General features: G+C 71.0%; 18 protein-coding genes. 10 read left to right on the top strand and 8 right to left on the bottom strand.

All coding sequences use genetic code 11. The features are described from left to right. Positions 1-433: 433 nt before the first annotated feature. The 7 genes from ACQPZA_RS03345 (at position 434) to ACQPZA_RS03315 (ending at position 6,341) form a co-directional block, all read left to right on the top strand. Positions 434-970, top strand: a complete 537-nt coding sequence (locus tag ACQPZA_RS03345; protein WP_169396112.1) for a sigma-70 family RNA polymerase sigma factor — start codon at positions 434-436, stop codon at positions 968-970. Continuing rightward, positions 970-1,689: an anti-sigma factor family protein gene (locus ACQPZA_RS03340; RefSeq protein WP_433278268.1), complete on the top strand. Its 720-nt coding sequence runs from the start codon at positions 970-972 to the stop codon at positions 1,687-1,689. The genes ACQPZA_RS03345 and ACQPZA_RS03340 overlap by 1 nt, the downstream gene beginning before the upstream one ends. Positions 1,690-1,696: 7 nt before the next feature. After that, positions 1,697-2,179, top strand: a complete 483-nt coding sequence (locus ACQPZA_RS03335) for a GNAT family N-acetyltransferase (RefSeq protein ID WP_433278266.1) — start codon at positions 1,697-1,699, stop codon at positions 2,177-2,179. A 266-nt stretch (positions 2,180-2,445) separates the two neighbouring features. Next, positions 2,446-3,258, top strand: a complete 813-nt coding sequence (locus ACQPZA_RS03330; protein WP_433278264.1) for a hypothetical protein — start codon at positions 2,446-2,448, stop codon at positions 3,256-3,258. A 72-nt stretch (positions 3,259-3,330) separates the two neighbouring features. Next, complete coding sequence (gene pip, locus ACQPZA_RS03325) at positions 3,331-4,287, top strand: prolyl aminopeptidase (RefSeq protein WP_433278262.1); 957 nt, start codon at positions 3,331-3,333, stop codon at positions 4,285-4,287. A gap of 11 nt (positions 4,288-4,298) precedes the next feature. Next, positions 4,299-5,045, top strand: coding sequence for a hypothetical protein (locus tag ACQPZA_RS03320; protein WP_433278260.1), 747 nt, complete (start codon positions 4,299-4,301; stop codon positions 5,043-5,045). 33 nt (positions 5,046-5,078) lie between these two features. Continuing rightward, on the top strand, positions 5,079-6,341 hold the full coding sequence (locus ACQPZA_RS03315) for a class I SAM-dependent methyltransferase (protein ID WP_433278258.1): 1,263 nt from the start codon (positions 5,079-5,081) through the stop codon (positions 6,339-6,341). Here ACQPZA_RS03315 and ACQPZA_RS03310 read toward each other — a convergent pair. Further along, positions 6,331-7,242, bottom strand: a complete 912-nt coding sequence (locus tag ACQPZA_RS03310) for a LysR substrate-binding domain-containing protein (RefSeq protein ID WP_433278256.1) — start codon at positions 7,240-7,242, stop codon at positions 6,331-6,333. The two genes, ACQPZA_RS03315 and ACQPZA_RS03310, sit on opposite strands and share 11 nt — an antisense overlap. 84 nt (positions 7,243-7,326) lie before the next feature. Here ACQPZA_RS03310 and ACQPZA_RS03305 point away from each other — a divergent pair, with 84 nt between their 5' ends. Together ACQPZA_RS03305 and ACQPZA_RS03300 are read left to right on the top strand one after the other, a co-directional pair. Then, the gene (locus ACQPZA_RS03305) at positions 7,327-8,634 is read left to right on the top strand and encodes an MFS transporter (RefSeq protein WP_433278254.1); all 1,308 of its coding nucleotides are present in this window, start codon (positions 7,327-7,329) and stop codon (positions 8,632-8,634) included. A gap of 80 nt (positions 8,635-8,714) precedes the next feature. Next, complete coding sequence (locus tag ACQPZA_RS03300; RefSeq protein ID WP_433278252.1) at positions 8,715-9,554, top strand: SAM-dependent methyltransferase; 840 nt, start codon at positions 8,715-8,717, stop codon at positions 9,552-9,554. Positions 9,555-9,569: 15 nt separating this feature from the next. On the opposite strand, the gene ACQPZA_RS03295 is transcribed toward ACQPZA_RS03300, so the two are convergent. Both ACQPZA_RS03295 and ACQPZA_RS03290 read right to left on the bottom strand, forming a co-directional pair. Next, complete coding sequence (locus ACQPZA_RS03295; protein WP_169398895.1) at positions 9,570-10,472, bottom strand: helix-turn-helix domain-containing protein; 903 nt, start codon at positions 10,470-10,472, stop codon at positions 9,570-9,572. Positions 10,473-10,596: 124 nt separating this feature from the next. Beyond that, positions 10,597-10,836 carry a DUF397 domain-containing protein gene (locus ACQPZA_RS03290; protein ID WP_169398894.1) on the bottom strand — a complete coding sequence of 80 codons (240 nt, stop codon included), beginning with the start codon at positions 10,834-10,836 and terminating at the stop codon, positions 10,597-10,599. 183 nt (positions 10,837-11,019) lie between these two features. On the opposite strand from ACQPZA_RS03290, the gene ACQPZA_RS03285 reads away from it, so the two are divergent. Then, positions 11,020-11,304 (top strand): hypothetical protein, encoded by a 285-nt coding sequence (locus ACQPZA_RS03285; protein ID WP_433278249.1) that lies wholly within the window; start codon positions 11,020-11,022, stop codon positions 11,302-11,304. 19 nt (positions 11,305-11,323) lie between these two features. Here the strand turns inward: ACQPZA_RS03285 and ACQPZA_RS03280 are convergent, their stop codons facing one another. The 5 genes from ACQPZA_RS03280 to ACQPZA_RS03260 form a co-directional block, all read right to left on the bottom strand. Then, positions 11,324-12,325, bottom strand: coding sequence for a carbohydrate ABC transporter permease (locus tag ACQPZA_RS03280; protein ID WP_433278248.1), 1,002 nt, complete (start codon positions 12,323-12,325; stop codon positions 11,324-11,326). Beyond that, the gene (locus ACQPZA_RS03275) at positions 12,322-13,209 is read right to left on the bottom strand and encodes a carbohydrate ABC transporter permease (protein WP_433278246.1); all 888 of its coding nucleotides are present in this window, start codon (positions 13,207-13,209) and stop codon (positions 12,322-12,324) included. Before ACQPZA_RS03275 ends, ACQPZA_RS03280 begins: the two co-directional genes overlap by 4 nt. 2 nt (positions 13,210-13,211) lie before the next feature. Beyond that, positions 13,212-14,585, bottom strand: coding sequence for an ABC transporter substrate-binding protein (locus ACQPZA_RS03270; protein ID WP_433278244.1), 1,374 nt, complete (start codon positions 14,583-14,585; stop codon positions 13,212-13,214). Between the two features lie 35 nt (positions 14,586-14,620). Then, positions 14,621-16,276, bottom strand: a complete 1,656-nt coding sequence (locus tag ACQPZA_RS03265) for a glycoside hydrolase family 13 protein (RefSeq protein ID WP_433278242.1) — start codon at positions 16,274-16,276, stop codon at positions 14,621-14,623. Between the two features lie 99 nt (positions 16,277-16,375). After that, positions 16,376-17,386 (bottom strand): LacI family DNA-binding transcriptional regulator, encoded by a 1,011-nt coding sequence (locus tag ACQPZA_RS03260; RefSeq protein ID WP_433278240.1) that lies wholly within the window; start codon positions 17,384-17,386, stop codon positions 16,376-16,378. Between the last annotated feature and the right edge of the window lie 173 nt (positions 17,387-17,559).

Below are 17,559 nucleotides of genomic sequence, written 5' to 3'. Positions count from 1 at the left end.
CCGTGCCGCATTGCGGTTCCGGCATTCGGGGTGATCCATGACACCCCTCGGAGAACGAACCGACCCGCGCCCGAGGACGTATTCCATGGAAGGTCGGGAGTTCGGTGTGCCGTAGCCCGTCTGCGGCTCTCCGGCGATGGATGAGCCTCCGAAGATCCGGCAAAGAAGATTTGAACCTCACCGCCGTACGCGACGTGTGGGGGGTGGCCGGTGCTCCGGTCCCAGTTCCGAGTTGAGGGGTTCGATCCATGACGAGGCTCCCGGCGCCCACCCCGGCCGCGCCGCCCGTCCCAGCGGCCGCCGGCGTTCGACGAAGACGCCACCACCCTCCAGATCCCCCGGGTGGGCGGACGAACATCACGATGGCCGTCGGTACGACGTGCGGGGTACCCACGTCGTGGGTGGCGGGGAAAGGGACACGTGCGTGGTCGGGATGAGGACGAGGCGGCCGGTGGGAGCCGACGAGGCACTCGTGCGGTCCCTGTTCGACGAGCACGGGAAGGCGATGCTCGCGTACGCCACGAGGCTCACCAATGACCGCGCCGCCGCCGAGGACATCGTCCAGGAGGCTCTCGTGAGAGCGTGGCGCAATCCGGACGTCCTGGTGAACGGGAAGGGCTCGGTGCGCGGCTGGTTGCTGACCGTGGTCCGCAACATCGTCACGGACCGGGTTCGGGCACGCAACGCGCGGCCCGCCGAGGTGGCCGAGTCGCCCACCACGGGTCCTGTCGAGAGGGATCACGCGGACCGCGTGGTCGACAGCATGGTGGTGCTCGACGTGCTCGGACGGCTCTCCGTCGAGCACCGGGAGGTGCTCGAGCAGGTGTACCTCCAGGGCCGGTCGGTCGACGAGACCGCGAAGGAGCTGGGCATCCCGGCAGGCACCGTGAAGTCCCGATCGCATTACGCGCTGAGGGCACTGCGCCAGATGTTTCCCGAACGGCGGCTAGGGATGGAAGGAGCAGCCTGATGAGTGCGGGGCGTGACCATGCGGACATCGATTCCTACGTCGCCGACGAACTGACCCCGGACGAGATCCGGGCCGTCGAGGAACACCTCGAGACGTGCACCGAGTGCCGGGAGGAGGCGGCCGTGCTCCGGGAACTCCAGCAGCTATTGGCGGACATGCCGCCCGAGGTGCTGCTCGACGGACCTCCGGATGACGCGGACCTCCTCCTGCAACGCACCCTCCGGCAGGTGAGATCCGAGTCATCAGCGGCAGAGGGCAGGCGCAGACACCTGGCCGCCGCGGCCGCCGCGGCCGTGGCGGCCGTCGCGCTTGTCGGGGGTGTACTCGTCGGTCGCGTCACCCTGGGCGAGCAGACGGTCATCGCCGCGGCACCGCCCGCCTCCACCACCCAGCCGGCTGCACCGGTCCAGGCCGGCATCCGGTACGCGAGCGCGCTCGATCCCGGCACCGGCGCACGGTTGACGGCGGCGATCACGCCGGCAGCCGGATGGGTTCGGGTCAACGTGGCGGTCACCGGCATACCGGCCGGAGAGCGCTGCCAGCTGATCGTCATCGGAAAGGACGGCAGCAGGGAGATGGCAGGCGGGTGGCTCGTGTCCGCGCAGAGCGCCACCGGAGGCACCACACTCGACGGGTCGGCGTTGATCGCTCCCGACGACGTCGCGGGAGTGGCCGTCCAGAACACCGCCGGGAAGCAGTTCGTCGAGGCGAAGGTCTGACCGGCACATGACGACGGATCGGCCCTTCGTGCCCGAGGGATTCACGGTTCCGCGGGAGCTTCTCGCCCCGCGGTTCCGGTTGGAGCCCCTCGGGCCGGAGCACAACGAGGCCGATCTCGCCGCCTGGACCAGCAGCATCGAGCACATCCGCGCCACGCCGGGGTTCGCGGGCCGGGACTGGCCTCCGGCCACCGGCATGACCCCGGAGGCGAATCTCGCCGACCTGCGCGGTCACGCGCAGGATTTCGCCCGGCGCAGTGGTTTCACCTACACCGTCATCGAGCCAGCCGGTGGTGACGTGATCGGGTGCGTCTACATCTACCCCGCGCGCGGAGCCGACTTCGACACCGTGGTGCGCTGCTGGGTACGGGCCGACCGGGCCGAGCTGGACCACCCCTTGTACGAGGCCGTGGCGCACTGGCTCGCCGCGGACTGGCCGCTGGGACGGATCGACTTCCCGGGGCGCCCCCACCCGTCCGGGCGCTCGTAATGGTCCCGGGACGAATCAGTTCGGTGAGATTCCGGACGCATTCGTAGATCAGGTCGCCGAGTACGCGCGCATCGATAGGGTGACGCCGTTGCGGCCCGCAACGTCCGGTTCTAACATCCCTTCACCTGCGCCGGGGTGAGTAATTGCCGGATCAGACGGCGTAGGCAGTTCTCCGTTGTCCTCAGCCGCAGAGAAATGGATCCCGACGGCCGCCCGAGGCGGCCCGAATGGGTGATCCCGGCTTCTCGGAAGAGCAGGAGATCCACATGACCACACCGGATGAGACGGGCGCCGCGAGAACCGGGGTCGACCCTCGGGCTGGGCAGGGCGGGCTGGCGGAGCAGGGAGCCCCGGCAGGCGGCTACGACCAGGCCGGTACCGCGCCGACGGCGGCGACCCCGAGCCCGACCCCCCGAGCGACCCCCGCTCCGGCTCCGATGCCGACTCCCACCCCGCCGCCGACACCGCCGCAGACGACAGCGCCGCAGACGACACAGACGACACCGCCGAGAGCGTCGACGACCAACTGGGCGACGGGGGCTGCAGCAGCAACCGCGGAGGCGGCGGCGCCATGGCACGACCGGGTGCGGTGGGGAGCGGTGTGGGCCGGTGCTCTGGTCGCACTGGCGACGTTCATCGTCCTGCAGCTGCTGTTCTTCGCCCTCGGCCTGCTCGGCATGGGCTACGGCGGCGGCACCACGACCGGGGGCATCGTCGCCGGCATCCTGGCGCTGGTCGCGTTCTTCGTCGGCGGCCTGCTCGCCGGGGCGTCCACGATGTGGCGGCGCGTGGGCGACGGCCTGCTGCACGGCGTCCTCGTCTGGGCGTTGAGCCTGATCGTGATCGTCACCCTCGCGGTGGTCGGCAGCGGCGCGCTGGTGGGGCCGCTGGCCGACCTCTTCGGCGCGGGGCAGCAGCAGAACATCGGGTTCGACCCGGTGCTCGTGCTCAACTCCGCCCGGCAGATGGCGGGCTGGGCCGCGCTCGGGCTCGGGGTGTCGGTGGCCGCCGCCGCACTCGGCGGGGCGCTCGGCTCGAAGATATGGCCCGGCCGGGGAGACCCTGCCGACCTGCGCTGAGCACGACCCGACCCGATCTTCGCGACCCGTCCCCTCCGCCCGTACCGTACCGGCGGGCGAAAGGGGACGGACATGGTCGAGAGCTACCCGCCGATCGAGCCGTACGACCAGGGGATGCTCGACGTCGGCGACGGCAACCTCGTGTACTGGGAGACGTGCGGCAACCCCGACGGCAAACCGGCCGTCCTGGTGCACGGCGGCCCCGGGGGCGGCTGCTCCACGAACATGCGGCGGCAGTTCGACCCCGACCGGTACCGCGCCGTCCTGTTCGACCAGCGCGGCTGCGGCCGCAGCCGTCCGCACGCGAGTGACCCGGCCACGGACATGTCGGTCAACACCACGGAGCACCTGCTCTCCGACATGGAGCGGCTACGCGAGCACCTCGGCATCGAACGCTGGCTGCTCTCGGGCGGCTCGTGGGGAAGCACGCTGGCCCTCGCCTACGCCGAGCGCTACCCGCACCGGGTGTCCGAGATCGTGCTCGTCGCCGTCACCACCAGCCGGCGTTCGGAGATCGACTGGCTCTACCGGGGCGTCGGGCGGTTCTTCCCCGAGGAGTGGGAGCAGTTCCGGGCGGGCGTCCCCGAAGCCGAGCGCGACGGCGACCTCGTGGCCGCCTACGCGCGCCTGATGGAGCATCCCGACCCGCTCGTGCGGCACCGCGCCGCGAACGACTGGTGCACCTGGGAGGACGCGATCCTCTCCCTGGAGCCGAACGGGAAGCCGAACGTCTTCAGCGACCGCCCGGCGGACGACGTGCTGGCCCTCGTCCGCATCTGCGCGCACTACTTCTCCCACGGCGCGTGGCTGGAGGAGGGCGCGCTGCTGCGGGACGCCGGCCGCCTCGCGGGCATCCCCGGCGTCCTGATCCACGGCCGCCTCGACATGAGCGGGCCACTGCACACGGCGTGGGAGCTCGCCCGCGCCTGGCCCGACGCGGAGCTCTTCGCCATCAGCGACTCCGGGCACAAGGGCAGCGACGGCCTGCGCGACCGGCTGCTCGGCGCTCTCGACGCCTTCGCGCGCTAGGAGCGAGAGGCGTGCTCGAGCTGCTGAAAGTGCTCATCGAGACGGTGACCAGAGCGCTGCCTGCTGCGGGGGCCGCCGCGCGGACCAGGCGGCTGAACGAGATGGGCGCCGAGCTGTTCATGCTGTACGCGCAGCTGAACGAGGCGATGCTCTGTGCCGAGGACATCGTCCAGAGTCTCCGGACCTACACCAGGCGGATGGCGCGGCACCTGGAGCACGGCGACGATCCCTCCGCCGTCACGGGCGGCGCCTGGATCCGCGACATGGTCCAGCAACAGCGTTTCACGCTCGACCGGATCGGCTCGACGATGAGCCGGTTGAGCACCCAGCTCAACATCCTCGCTCCCGGGTCGATCGCCCGCCTCGCACCGTTGCTCCGCGGGAAGGTGAACGCCCTCGACATCCTGCTGGCCGTCATGGCCCGCGGCCGGTTCCCGATGGCCGAACCGTCGCCGAGGCAGATCGCGCTTCTCCAGGACCAGGCCGGGGTCGACGACCACGAGGCGTTCATGCGCGTGGACGCGGTGCGGTCGGTTCTCGAGAACGGGGCCGTGTCGACCGAGCACCGCTGGGACGAGCACGTGTACCGCGACGTCGTCCGGTACCTGGAGAACGAGCGTCCCGAGGAGCGTGTGCGCGAGATCCGGTCACTGCTGGAGGAGATCCGGCAGGTGCTCGACAGCACCTTCTCCCTCCAGGACGTGCTGCTCAAGGTCGGGGACCGCCGGTTCCGGACGGCGTTCGACGACCGCATCTGAGAACGGCGGCGCGCCCCACTACCCTCCGCTGCGATGGCTGTTGATCCGCACGCAGAGGTGACCATGATCGACCTGACCGCCTCGGCGACGGCCGGTGCGGCGGCGCGCAGCGAGCCGGCCGCCTGCCCGGCCTGTGCCGCTCCGGCTCCCGAGGCGTTCATCCGCCTGGCCGGCCTGCCGGTCCACGGCACCGCGGTCTTCACCACCCCGGACGAGGCCCGGGCGGTCACCACGGGAGACCAGGAGCTCGCCCTGTGCGGCACCTGCGGCGTCGTGTTCAACCGGTCCTTCGACATGTCGAAGCTGGACTACACCGGAGAGCACGAGGAGTCGCAGCACCTCTCCCCCCGCTTCGCCGCGTACGCAGCGGAGCTGAGCGGGCAGTGGGTGCAGCGGCACGGGCTGCGCGGCGCGCACGTCGTCGAGATCGGCTGCGGCGCGGGCGACTTCGCCGCCGAACTGCTCCGTGCCGGCGTCGGCACCGTCACGGGCATCGACCCCCATTTCGGTCCCGACCGCGTTCCGGCCGACCTCGCCGAGCGGCTGAGCGCGGTGCCCGCGTTCTACTCACCCCGGATGGTCGAGCCCGGCACGGCGGCGATCGTCTGCCGGCACACGCTCGAGCACATCCCGGAGCTCGCCGTGTTCGGGTCGGACATCATGGCCGGGATGCGGGCGGCCGGCGTGCCGGTGCTGCTGGCCGAGGTGCCCGACCTCGGCCGCATCCTCACCGACGGGGCGTTCTGGGACCTGCAGTACGAGCACTGCTCCTACTTCACCCCGGACACGCTGGCCGGTTACCTCCGCGGCCTCGGGTTCGACGTGCTCGACGTGCGGACGACCTACACCGACCAGTACGTCGTCGCCGAGGCCGCACCGGCCCGTCACCCCGCGCCCTCCGGCGAGCCGGGCCCGGCCGCCGAGCTGGACCGGCTGCACCTGCTCTGTGAGGGTTTCGCCACGCACACCCTCGGCCGGATCGCCCACTGGGGCTCATGGCTCGACGACCGCGCCGCCGCAGGCGAGCGGGTGGTCGTCTGGGGCGGCGGGGCCAAGGGCCTCACGTTCCTCAACATGCTCCGGGACCACGCGGCCGCGGTGTCCGCGGTGGTCGACATCAACCCCGGCCTGCAGCACCACTACATCGGCGGCCTGGGGCTCCCCATCGTCGCGCCGCACGACCTCGTCCCGGCACCGCCTCGCACCGTGCTGCTCATGAACCCCGTCTACGCGGGTGAGGTGCGGTCCCTGATCGACGAGCTCGGCCTGCACACCACCGAGCTCATCACCGTCTGAGACACCCGTCGGGATCGCCCACCCCGGCGGCCCGGCAGATCGTGGCCAGCAGCGCATCGGCGGCCGCACCGAGCCGCCTGCCCGCCGCGACCGCGACCGCGGTCTCGAAGTGCGGGACGTGGTGGCGCACCGGGACGAGGACGATGTCGCGCCGTCCCTCCACCGCCGAGGCCGTGATCATCCCGGCTGCCAGGCCATGGCCGACGAAGTCGAGAACGGTGGCCGCGTCGTTGATGTCGTAGGCCACCGTGCGCTGCACCGCGGCCGCGGCGAAGGCCCGGTCGTTGGCCTCGCGCATGCCCCATCCCGCGGGGAAGTCCACGAACACCTCCCCGCTCAGCGCGCCGAGCTCCACCGACCGGCGGCCGCTCAGGGGGTGCTCGGGCGACACGGCGAGCAGCATCGGCTCCCGGGTCAGCGGGGTCACGGCGAGGCCGGGCATCCGCCCGTCGGGCAGGGAGACGAACGCCAGGTCCAGCCGGCCGTCACGCACCTGCTCGGCGTTGCCGGGCGAGCCGCCGGCGTGGCGGACCTCGACGGTGACGTTCGGATGCTCGGTGCGGAACACGCTGAGCACGCCGGGCACGCTGATCGTGCGCATCGCCTGCATGACTCCCAGCGTCACGGTGCCCCGCAGACCGCCGGCCACCTGCTCGACGGACTCCCTGGCCGCCGTCGCCGCGGCGAGCGTCGCGCGGGCCTCGGGGAGGAGAGCTCGCCCGGCACCGGTGAGGGTGACGCCGCGGGAGCTGCGCTCGAAGAGCGCGGCCCCCAGGTCCTTCTCCAGGTTCCGCACCGCCGCGGAGACCGCCGACTGCACCAGGTGGAGCCGGTCGGCGGCGCGCGTGAAGCCGCCCTCGTCGGCGACGGCGACGAACGCGGTCAGGTGTCGCAGTTCCACCTCGACGACGGTATCGCGATTCGCGATGGCGACGAGCACGTTCCTTCGTGGCGACGGATGGCCCGGCACTCGCAGGCTGGATGCATGGTTGCCTCCCGCCTGCCGGTGCCCCCCGGACGCCTGCGCCGCCCCGGCTTCGGCTTCTGGGCCGTTGCTTTTGCCTTTGTCACGGTCATCGCATTCGGGACGGTTCCGACACCGCTCTACTCCCTCTATCGGGAGCGCGACGGTTTCTCGGCATTCATGGTGACGATCGTCTTCGCCGCCTATGCGATCGGTTCGGTCCTCAGCCTCTTCCTGGCCGGGCACGTGTCCGACTGGCACGGCCGCAAGCGCATCCTCGTCCCGGCGATGCTCCTGGAGATGGCCGCCGCCGTGGTCTTCCTGGTCTGGCCCGCCCTGCCCGGGCTGCTCGTCGCACGCTCACTCACCGGCCTCGGGGTCGGCGCCTTCACCGCCACGGCGACCGCCTGGCTGGCCGAACTCCATGCCGCGCACCGCCCGGGCGGGTCGAGCCGGCGGGCCCAGGTCGTCGGCACGGCGGCGAACCTCGGCGGCTTCGGCGTGGGGACCGTCGTGTCCGGGGCACTCGCCCAGTGGGTGGGCCACCCGTTGACCGTCCCGTTCGTGGTGTTCACCGTCGCGCTGACGATCGCGGTGCTGCTCGTGCTGGCCGCCCCGGAGACCCGTCCCGCGCTGAGGCCGCGACCGCGTTACCGGCCGCAGCGCGTCTCGGTTCCGCCGCACGCCCGCCGCCTGTTCGCCGCGGCGGCCACGGGCATGTTCGTCGTCTTCGCCGCGCTCGGGCTGTTCACCTCGCTCGCGCCGAGCTACCTCGCCGGGACGCTGCACCACCCCTCGGTCGCGCTGGCCGGTGCCGTCACGTTCCTGGTCTTCTCCTCGGCCGTCATCGCGCAGGTCGCCACCGCGAGGAGCAGCGTGCACCGTGTCCTGCTGGCCGGGGTCGGGACCGTCCTGGTCGGGCTCGCACTGCTGGTGGGGGCGGTCTGGCTGCGCACGCCCAGTCTCGCCGCGTTCCTCGCCGGTGGCGTCGTCTCCGGGCTGGGCGCAGGCCTGCTGTTCCGGGGGACCGTCGGCACCGTCGGCGCGCTCGCCCCGGCGGACAGCCGTGCCGAGGCGCTCGCCGGTCTGTTCCTGGCGGGTTACAGCGGGCTGACGGTTCCGGTGGTCGGGCTGGGCCTCCTGGAGCGGTACACCACGCCCCGGTTCGGCCTCCTGATGTTCGCCGGAGTGCTCATCCTGATCGTCCTGGCCACGGCACCGATCCTGCTGAGCCGCGGCGAAAACGGAGCGGATTCCGCCCCGCCGAATTCGGATCGGAGGCCCGTTCACAAGGCCGACGCACCACGAGCCTTGGTCATCGGTATGTAGGCAATCGCGCTAGACTTCCACCGCGATCTTCGGAGCGGCACCAGGTAGGCGTGAGTGCCACCTGATGGAGGAGAACTGTGATGGCTGGCCGGGCGGACAAGACCGGCAACCGCGGCCGTGCCGGCGTCGCTCTTCCTCCCGAGGTGGATCTGAGCAGGCCGTCGATCGCCCGTGTCTACGACTTCATCCTCGGCGGCAAGGAACACTTCGAGATCGACCGCCGGGCCACCGACGCGATCTTCGCCGCGGTCCCCCAGGTCGGCAGCCTCGCCAGGGACAACCGCAATCTCCTGCGCCGGGCCACGCGGTACCTCGTGCGCGACGCGGGGATCCGTCAGATCATCGATCTCGGCTCGGGTCTGCCCACCCTGGGCAACGTCCACGAGATCGCCCACGAGGTGGACCGGGACGTCCGTGTGGTCTACGTCGACAACGATCCCGTGGTGCTGGCTCACGGCCGGGCGTTGCTCAGCCAGGAGAACACCACCACCATGATCATGGCCGACATCCGCGAGCCGGACTCGGTGTTCGACAACCCGGCCGTCAAGGAGCACATCGACTTCGACGAGCCGTTCGCGGTCATCGCCGCGAGCATCCTGCACCACCTCACCGACGCCGAGGTCCTTCCCGCGGCCGCGGCCATCAGGAACCGGCTCACGGTGGGCTCCTACCTGGTCACCACCAACTTCCTCGACGACGACGAGGACCGCGCGAAGGATCTCGAGAAGGCGTTCCTGGACGGTGGCCTGGGAACGGGACGCTTCCGCACGTGGGAGGAACTGCGTCGCCTCTTCGACGGGCTCGAGATGCTGGAGCCCGGCCTGGTCTACGGCAACGACTGGCACCCCGACGAGCTCACCCCCGCCGACAGCCCGGTGCACACCCTCATCTCGGCGGGCATGGCGCGGAAGGTGTCCTGAGCCGAGCCGGCGGCCTCACATGTCGGCGAGCTTCTCCCGCAGGAGAGCCTTCGTGTCGATCGGGGTCTCCGCCTGGACACTGACCCGCTCCATGACGGCGAGGTAGTCCTCGACCTCAGGGCGCTTGTCGAGATAGACGGCGCTGTTGAGCTGCTCGAGGTAGACGATGTCGGGCAGATCGGCCTCGGCGAACCGGAGGATGGTGAAGGGACCGCCCGCGGCGGCGTGGATACCGAAGTCGAACGGGAGCACCTGGACCGTGACGTTCGGCAGCGTGGTCATCTCGAGCAGGTACTCCAGCTGCTCACGCATGACCCGCTTGGAGCCGAACGGCCGGCTCAGGGCCGCCTCGTCGATCACGGCCCAGAGCTGGGGCGCGCCGGGCTCCGTGAGCATCTTCTGCCTGGTCATCCGCAGCCGGACCCGGCGGTCGATGTCGTCGGCGGACGCGTCCTGGTGGCCGACCAGGATGACGCTGCGCGCGTACTCCTCACTCTGGAGCAGGCCGGGCACGAACTGCACCTGGTAGGTGCGGATGACGCTCGCGGCCTGCTCGAGCCCGATGTACATCTCGAACCAGCTGGGGAGGATGTTGCCGTCCTGGTGCCACCAGCCCCGCGCGTTGGCGCGGCGGGCGAGGCCGAGGAACTCCTCGCGCTCTCCCTGGTCGGTGACGCCGTAGAGCGACAGCAGGTCGACGATGTCGCGTTCCTTGAAGCCCACCCGGCCGAGCTCCAGCCGGCTGATCTTCGCGTGGGACGCCCTGATCGCGTCGCCCGCGGCCTCACGGGTGATCCCGCTGGCCTCGCGCAAGCGCCGAAGCTGGGTGCCGAGGACGATGCGCAGGACGGTGGGGCCGCCCGCCTGAGCGGGGTCGGACGACGCCAGCGGGGACCGGCCTTCCGGCTCTGCTCTCACAGCTCAACCTTCACGACGAACCTGTCCTGACTCGATCGGGCCCGGGAACAAACGAGCAGCACCGCCACCTTCAGGTCGAGGAGCATAGACCGTCCGGGGTGGGTTGCGGCCGGTCTACTGTCGATCAGGCGATGAGGTCGTCGAACTCGCCGTCCTTGGCGCCGCGGATGAAGGCCGCGATCTCCGCGCGCGTGTAGACGAGCGCGGGCCCACGGGGGTCGCGCGAGTTGCGGACGGCCACCTCGCCGTTGGCCAGGTGGGCCAGCTCGACGCAGTCGCCGTTGGGGTTGCTGGCCTGGCTCTTCCGCCACGCGACGGCTCCGAGATGATCAGCGGTGACGCTGGTGCCGTCGTGGTGCTGCATGTCCGACCTCCGACCCTTCCGGCCCCCTCCGGCCTCGCTGTCCGGGGGTGCGTGCGTTGCATCTGCAATTGCAGATGTTGTTGCAGACACGCTTGCGAATGCAAGCTGTACACGGCAGACTGTCCCTCGGACGGTGTGTGCTTTCGGGCACACGCGGACACACTGTGTGCGGAGCGGGGGGCCGTGAGCAGAACACAACAGCCGGCGTTTGCCGGCGCGCAGTCGATGGCGACCGTCTCGGTCACCTGTGTCACCGATGGTCGCGCCCACGCCGTACCGGACAGCGAGCTCACCCAGGGTGTAGCGCACCACTCGGGCTACTACTCGGCCGTCTGCGGGCACATGGTCGCCGCAGCCCCCATGTCGGCTCCGGACGGGGAGCCCTGCCGGTCCTGTGCCGATCTGTGGAGCGCCCGCCACGCCGTCCGTCGTCAGCAACAGCGGTTGTTGTCCCGCATCTTCGGCTGATCTCTCCCAGCCGCTGCACTCAACCCTTCAGCGCACCGCTGAGGCCTGCGCTGCGCAGGAACGTCCGCTGGAACACCAGGAACAGCACCATCGGGATCAGCGCCGAGATCGTGAGCGCCGCGAGCAGCACGTCCAGCTCGATCGACCGGGCCAGCGTGGGCAACCGCACCGAGAGCGGCTGGACGTCCGGGTCGGGCAGCACGAGCAGCGGCCACAGGAAGTCCTTCCAGGCCGCGATGAAGGCGAACACCGACACCACGCCGAGGATCGGGCGGGACATCGGCAGCAGCACCGACCAGAAGATCCGGTACGGGCCGGCTCCGTCGATCCGGGCGGCCTCGAAGATCTCCCGAGGCAGGTTGTCGAAGAACCGCTTGGTGAGCAGCACGTTGAAGGCGTTCGCCCCGGCCGGTAGCCAGACCGCCCAGAACGAGTTGATCAACGAGACCCCGAGCAGCGGCGGGTCGAGCACGGTCAGGTAGAGCGGCACGAGCAGCACCACGGCCGGGACGAACAGCGTGCTGAGCACCAGCCAGTACAGGACCGGCCCGTACCGGGGCCGCAGGACCGACAGGGCGTAGCCGCCGGTGGTGGCCACGACCAGCTGCACGAGCCAGGCGCCCGTGGCGATGATCATGCTGTTGGCGAAGTGCAGGTCGATGTGCACCGTCGACCATGCGGTGGCCAGGTTCGCCCAGTCCACCCCGCTCGGGAACAGCGCCATCGGGCTGCGGAGGGTGTCCTGGGTGGTGCTGATCGAGGCCTTCACCAGCCAGAGGATCGGACCGAGCCCGACCACCGAAAGCGCCACCAGCACCACGGCATGGGTGAGCCGCAGCGCCACCCGCACGACGGGCGTGCGCCGCTCCGCGTCCGAGACGATCCCGCGCGGCGGCTGGTCGTCGGACCGGTGGCCGGCCCGTCCGACCAGCCACCGGGCGGGCCGCCGGGGAACGGGCTGCGCCGCGACGGGCTCCGCGCCTGCGGGAACCACGGGTCGCGTGCTCGTCGGAGTGCTCATGAGGTGCTCCAGGATCGGGTGAGCCAGAAGTAGACGGCCGACAGCGCGGCCAGGAACACCGCGAGCATCAGGCTCAGTGCCGTGGCCGCCCCGTAGTCGCCACCCAGGCTGGAACCGAACGCGTAGTTGTAGATCAGCAGCAGCACCGAGAGCGTCGAGTTCGCCGGGCCGCCCCCGGTGAACAGGAACGGCTCGAGGAACACCTGCGAGGTGCCGATGATCTGCAGGATCAGGGTGACCAGCAGCACGCCGCGCAGCTGCGGCAGGGTGACGTGCCAGATCTTGCGCCAGATCGACGCCCCGTCCACGTCGGCAGCGTCGTACAGCTCGGCGGGCACCCCGATCAGCGCGGCCAGATAGATGATCACCGTGCCGCCCGCCGCCGCCCACGTGGCCTCCAGCACGAGGGACGGCAGCGCGGTGTCGGCCGACTGCAGCCACTGGTACGGGCCCAGCCCCACCCAGCCGAGGATGGTGTTGAACACCCCGTCGGGGCGGGCGTCGTAGAAGAACTTCCACATCAGCACCGCCACCACCGGTGGCACCACCACCGGCAGGTAGGCGATGGCGCTGAACAGCCCGCGGAACCGGCGCACCTCGCTCATCAGCACGGCCAGCACCAACGGCAGCGGGTAGCCGAACACCAGCGCGATGAGCGCGAACAGCCCGGTGTTCTGCACCGCGGTCCAGAACAGCGGATCGTCCAGCACCGACTCGAAGTTCTCCAGCCCGACGAACTCCGGCGCGGTGACCAGGTTGGTCTGCTGCACGCTCATCAGCGCCGCCCGCACGATAGGCAGCCACGAGAACACGCCGAAGATCACCAGCAGCGGCAGCAGGAAGACCAGCGTGCTCAGGCCACCGCGCCGGACCCAGGTACGCATGCTCAGCCCCGGTCGATGATCGCCTGGACCTCGGCGTCGGCCGTGCTCAGCAGCGTCGTGATGTCGGCACCCTGGTCGGTGAGCACCGCCTGCACGACGGTGTCCAGCACCGCGTACATCTCCTGGGTGCGCGCCGTGGGCTCACCGGCGAGGTCCTGGTCGAAGATCCCGTCGGAGAAGAAGCGCATCTGGTCGAGCGGCACGTTGACGTACGGCTTGATCCACTCGTTGTACTGGTCGAGCGTCGCCTTGTCGAAGACCGGCAGCTCCGGCAGGCCGACCGGCTGGTCGCTCTCGGCCAGCGTCCTGGCGTCGAGCTCCGCCGCGTCCTGCTTCAGGTACTTGGCCATGTAGTAGAAGTCGATCCACTTCGCCCCGGCGGCCTGCTGCTCCGGCGTGGCCTTGATGTTCACCGCGGCGAGCGTGCCGCCGCCGAGCAGGCCGGCCGACGCGCCCGGCGCGAGCGGCAGCACGGACAGCCCGTAGTCGGCCGGGTTGATGTTGTTCTGCTGCGCCAGAGACTCGTAGATGTCCGAGCCGCCCATGATCATGCCGATCCGGCCGGCGGCGAACTCCTGGTTAATGGTTCCCCAGTCGTAGAGGAAGTTGCTGCCCATCGAGTTGTCCTGCCAGCGCATGTCCCGCAGCCGGGTCAGCGCCTCCCGCGCGCCGGGGTTGTCGATCGTGGCCTCGACCTTGTCGCCGTTGACGGTCTGCATCCGGCCACCGAGTGCGTAGGTGAGCGAGGTCAGCATCCAGCCGCCGGTGTTCTCCTCGGTCATCTGCGCGTAGCCCGCCTGCCCGGTGCGCTCGGCGATCTGCTTCGCGTAGGTGCGCACCTCGTCCCAGGTGGCCGGGGGCTTGTCCGGGTCGAGCCCGGCCTGCGCGAAGAGCGTGCGGTTGTAGTGCAGGCCGACGCCGTAGGCCGCCGTGGGCACCCCGAAGATCCCGCCGTCGTCACTCTGCCCGGACTGCAGCACGGTCTCGTTGAACTTGTCGGCGTAGCCGAAACCCCGGACGTGCTCGGTGAGGTCGGCGAGCTGCCCGCGCTCGATCAGCGCCTTGCCGTCGGTGAAGGGCACCGTGAAGACGGTCGGCAGGGTGCCCCCGGCGAGCTGCGCGGTGAACGTGGGGCCCGTCCACTCGTACTCCTGCGAGGTCACGTCGATGTCCGGGTTCGCGGCCTCGAACTGCCTGACCTGGTTCTCGAAGGCGTCGAACGCCGCCTGCTCGCTGCCCGGCTTGAGGCTGACCACCGTGATGGCCGTCTTCCCGCCGGCCGCCGGATCGTCGGACGAACTGCTGCACGCGGCCAGCAGACCGGCGACGACCAGCGCTGCCGATACCGCGGTGGCGGCCTTGCGGATGGACCTCATTGTCGCTCCCTCTCGTCAGTGCCGGTGCCGTCCGATCACGGGGACGTGCGTAGCCAGACCGCGGTGTCGCGGGCCAGCCCGCCGTCGGTCAGGGGGGCGCTCGCCAGGAGCACCGCGGTGTGGGCAGGCAGCACCGCGGGCCGGGGCGACAGGTTCACCACGCAGGTGAACGACGGTCCGCGGCGGAACGCCAGCACGCCGTCCGCGGCGGGTAGCCATTCCATCGGGCCGTCGCCGAGGCCGGGCTCGGCACGGCGGATCCGGAGCGCGGCGCGGTACAGGGCGAGCATCGAACCGGGGTCGGCCTCCTGCGCCGCCACGGTCAGCTCCCCCCACTCCACGGGCTGCGGCAGCCACGTGGGCTGCGCACCCGGCGGCGAGAACCCGAACGGCGGACGGTCACCGTGCCACGGCAGCGGCACCCGGCAGCCCTCCCGGCCGGGGTCGACGCCCCCCGAGCGCAGGTACATCGGGTCCTGCCGGAGGTCGTCGTCGAGCTCCTCGTACTCGGGCAGCCCCAGCTCGTCGCCCTGGTAGAGGTAGAGCGAACCGGGCAGCGCCGCCGAGAGCAGCGCGGCCGCCCTCGCCCGCCCCCTGCCCAGTTCCAGGTCGGTCGGGGTGCCCGCCCGCTTGGCCGCGAACGAGAACCCGGACTCGGCACGGCCGTAGCGCGTGACCGGCCGCGTCACGTCGTGGTTGGACAGCACCCAGGTGGCGGGCGCGCCCACCGGCGCGTGGGCGGCCAGGGTGGCGTCGATCGACGCGCGCAGCTGTGCCGCGTCCCACGGCCGGGCCAGGAAGTCGAAGTTGAACGCCGTGTGCAGCTCGTCGGGACGCAGGTAGCGGACGAAGCGCTCGACGTCGGGCAGCCAGATCTCCCCGACCAGGATCCGCCGGCCCGGGCCGTGGTCCGCCGGGTACGAGTCGGCGATCTCCCGCCAGCCGCGGTAGATCTCGTGCAGCTCGTCGCGGTCGGTGTTGGGGTGCTCGCCCGGACCGGGGTCGGCCGGGATCTCCGGCAGTGCTGGGTCCTTGACCAGCAGCGCGGCCGAGTCGATCCGGACGCCGGCGACGCCGCGGTCGAACCAGAACCGCAGCACGTCCTCGTGCTCCCGGCGGACGTCGGGGTGGCTCCAGTTGAGATCGGGCTGCCCGGAGCTGAACAGGTGCAGGTACCACTCCCCCGATGTCCCGTCGGCGTTCTTGGTGCGGGTCCAGGTGTCGCCGCCGAACATCGACGGCCAGTGCGTCGGCATCTCGGCACCGCCGGGGCCGCGGCCCGGCTGGAACCAGAAGCGCGCACGCTCCGGCGAGCCGGGCGCGGTGGCCAGCGCGGCCTGGAACCAGGGGTGCTGGTCGGACACGTGGTTCGGGACGACGTCGACGATCGTGCGGATACCGACGGCGAGGGCGGCGGCGATCAGCTCCTCCGCCTCGGCGAGCGTGCCGAACGCCGGGTCGATCGCGCGGTAGTCGGTGACGTCGTAGCCGCCGTCGGCCATCGGGGAGAGGTACCAGGGCGTGAACCAGATGGCGTCGACACCGAGATCGCGCAGGTGGCCGAGCCGCGACCGGACGCCGGCCAGGTCACCGATGCCGTCCCCGTCGCCGTCGGCGAAGCTGCGGGGGTAGACCTCGTAGATCACCGCATCGCGCCACCACAGCTCGTCGTGCGCCGCCAGCCCGTCCATGCGCCCCCGCTCGCGTCACCCGATCGTGTGAGCGGGGACGGTAGCGGTGTGCGTCAGATATCCGCAAGAGACTGACGGAATCTCGTCACTTTATCGACATCAACGTGCCTTCGCCGGTCCTGTCGAGGAGCGCACCACCAACTCCGGCTCGTACATCAGCTCCGCGGTGCCCACCGCGCTGCCCTCGATCTGGTGGACCAGCAGGTCGACCGCGGCCCGGCCCATCGCCTCGATCGGCTGCCGGATCGTGGTGAGGGCCGGGTCGACGCAGCTCATCAGGGTCGAGTCGTCGTAGCCGATCACCGAGAGGTCGCCCGGTACCGACAGGCCCCGGCGGCGCGCCGCCCGGATGGCGCCGAGTGCGAGGGGGTCGCTCGCACAGATCACCCCGGTGACCTCCTGGTCGAGCAGCCGCAGCATCGAGGCCTGGCCGCTCTCCAGCGAGAACATCGCGTGCTCGACGAGCCTGTCGCCCTCCGGACGGCCGGCGCGGGCGTTGGCGGCGGCGAACGCGGCGAGCTTGCGCCGCGACGGCACGTGGGACGCGGGGCCGAGCAACAGCCCGATGCGGCGGTGGCCGAGCGCCACCAGGTGGTTGAACGCCTGCTCGACGGCCGCGCCGTCGTCGCACGAGACCTGCGGCAGCCCCAGCGCGTCGACAGCGGCGTTGGTGAGCACGGTGGGCAGCTTGCGTTGCAGCAGGAGCCGGTAGTGGTCGTGCCGGGCGTCGGCCTCGGTGTAGAGGCCGCCGGCGAAGATCGCGCCCGACACCTGCTGCTGCAACAGGAGGTCGACGTACGCCGCCTCGCTGACCCCGCCCGCCGAGCTCGTGCAGAGCAGCGCGGTGAGGCCCTGCTGGGCCAGCGCACCACCCACCACCTCGGCGAACGCGGGGAAGATCGGGTTCTGCAGCTCGGGGAGCACCAGCCCGACCAGCCGGGCGCGTTCCCCGCGGAGGCGGGTGGGCCGCTCGTAGCCGAGCACGTCGAGCGCCGTGAGCACGGCATCACGGGTGGCCTCCGAGACTCCCGGCTTCCCGTTGAGCACCCGGCTGACCGTGGCCTCGCTGACCCCCACCTTCTGCGCCACCACCGCGAGCCGTCGTGTCATGCCGCAAGCGTAACGCAGGTTCCTGCAAACTCTTGCAGCAGTTGCGCCTGCTTGCGGTGCCCGCCGCCGGGCGTCCGCTCGGCGCGGCCGTCGTATCCGCGCTCCCGAACCGAGTCGCCGCACTCTCGGAATAGAAATTGGCGCGGCACGCCTCGATACTGAGTAAACAAGCG

Origin of the sequence: Pseudonocardia xinjiangensis (genome assembly GCF_050948425.1) — a bacterium.
Taxonomy (GTDB): domain Bacteria; phylum Actinomycetota; class Actinomycetes; order Mycobacteriales; family Pseudonocardiaceae; genus Pseudonocardia; species Pseudonocardia xinjiangensis.
This window is presented reverse-complemented; position numbering and strand designations above follow the sequence as displayed.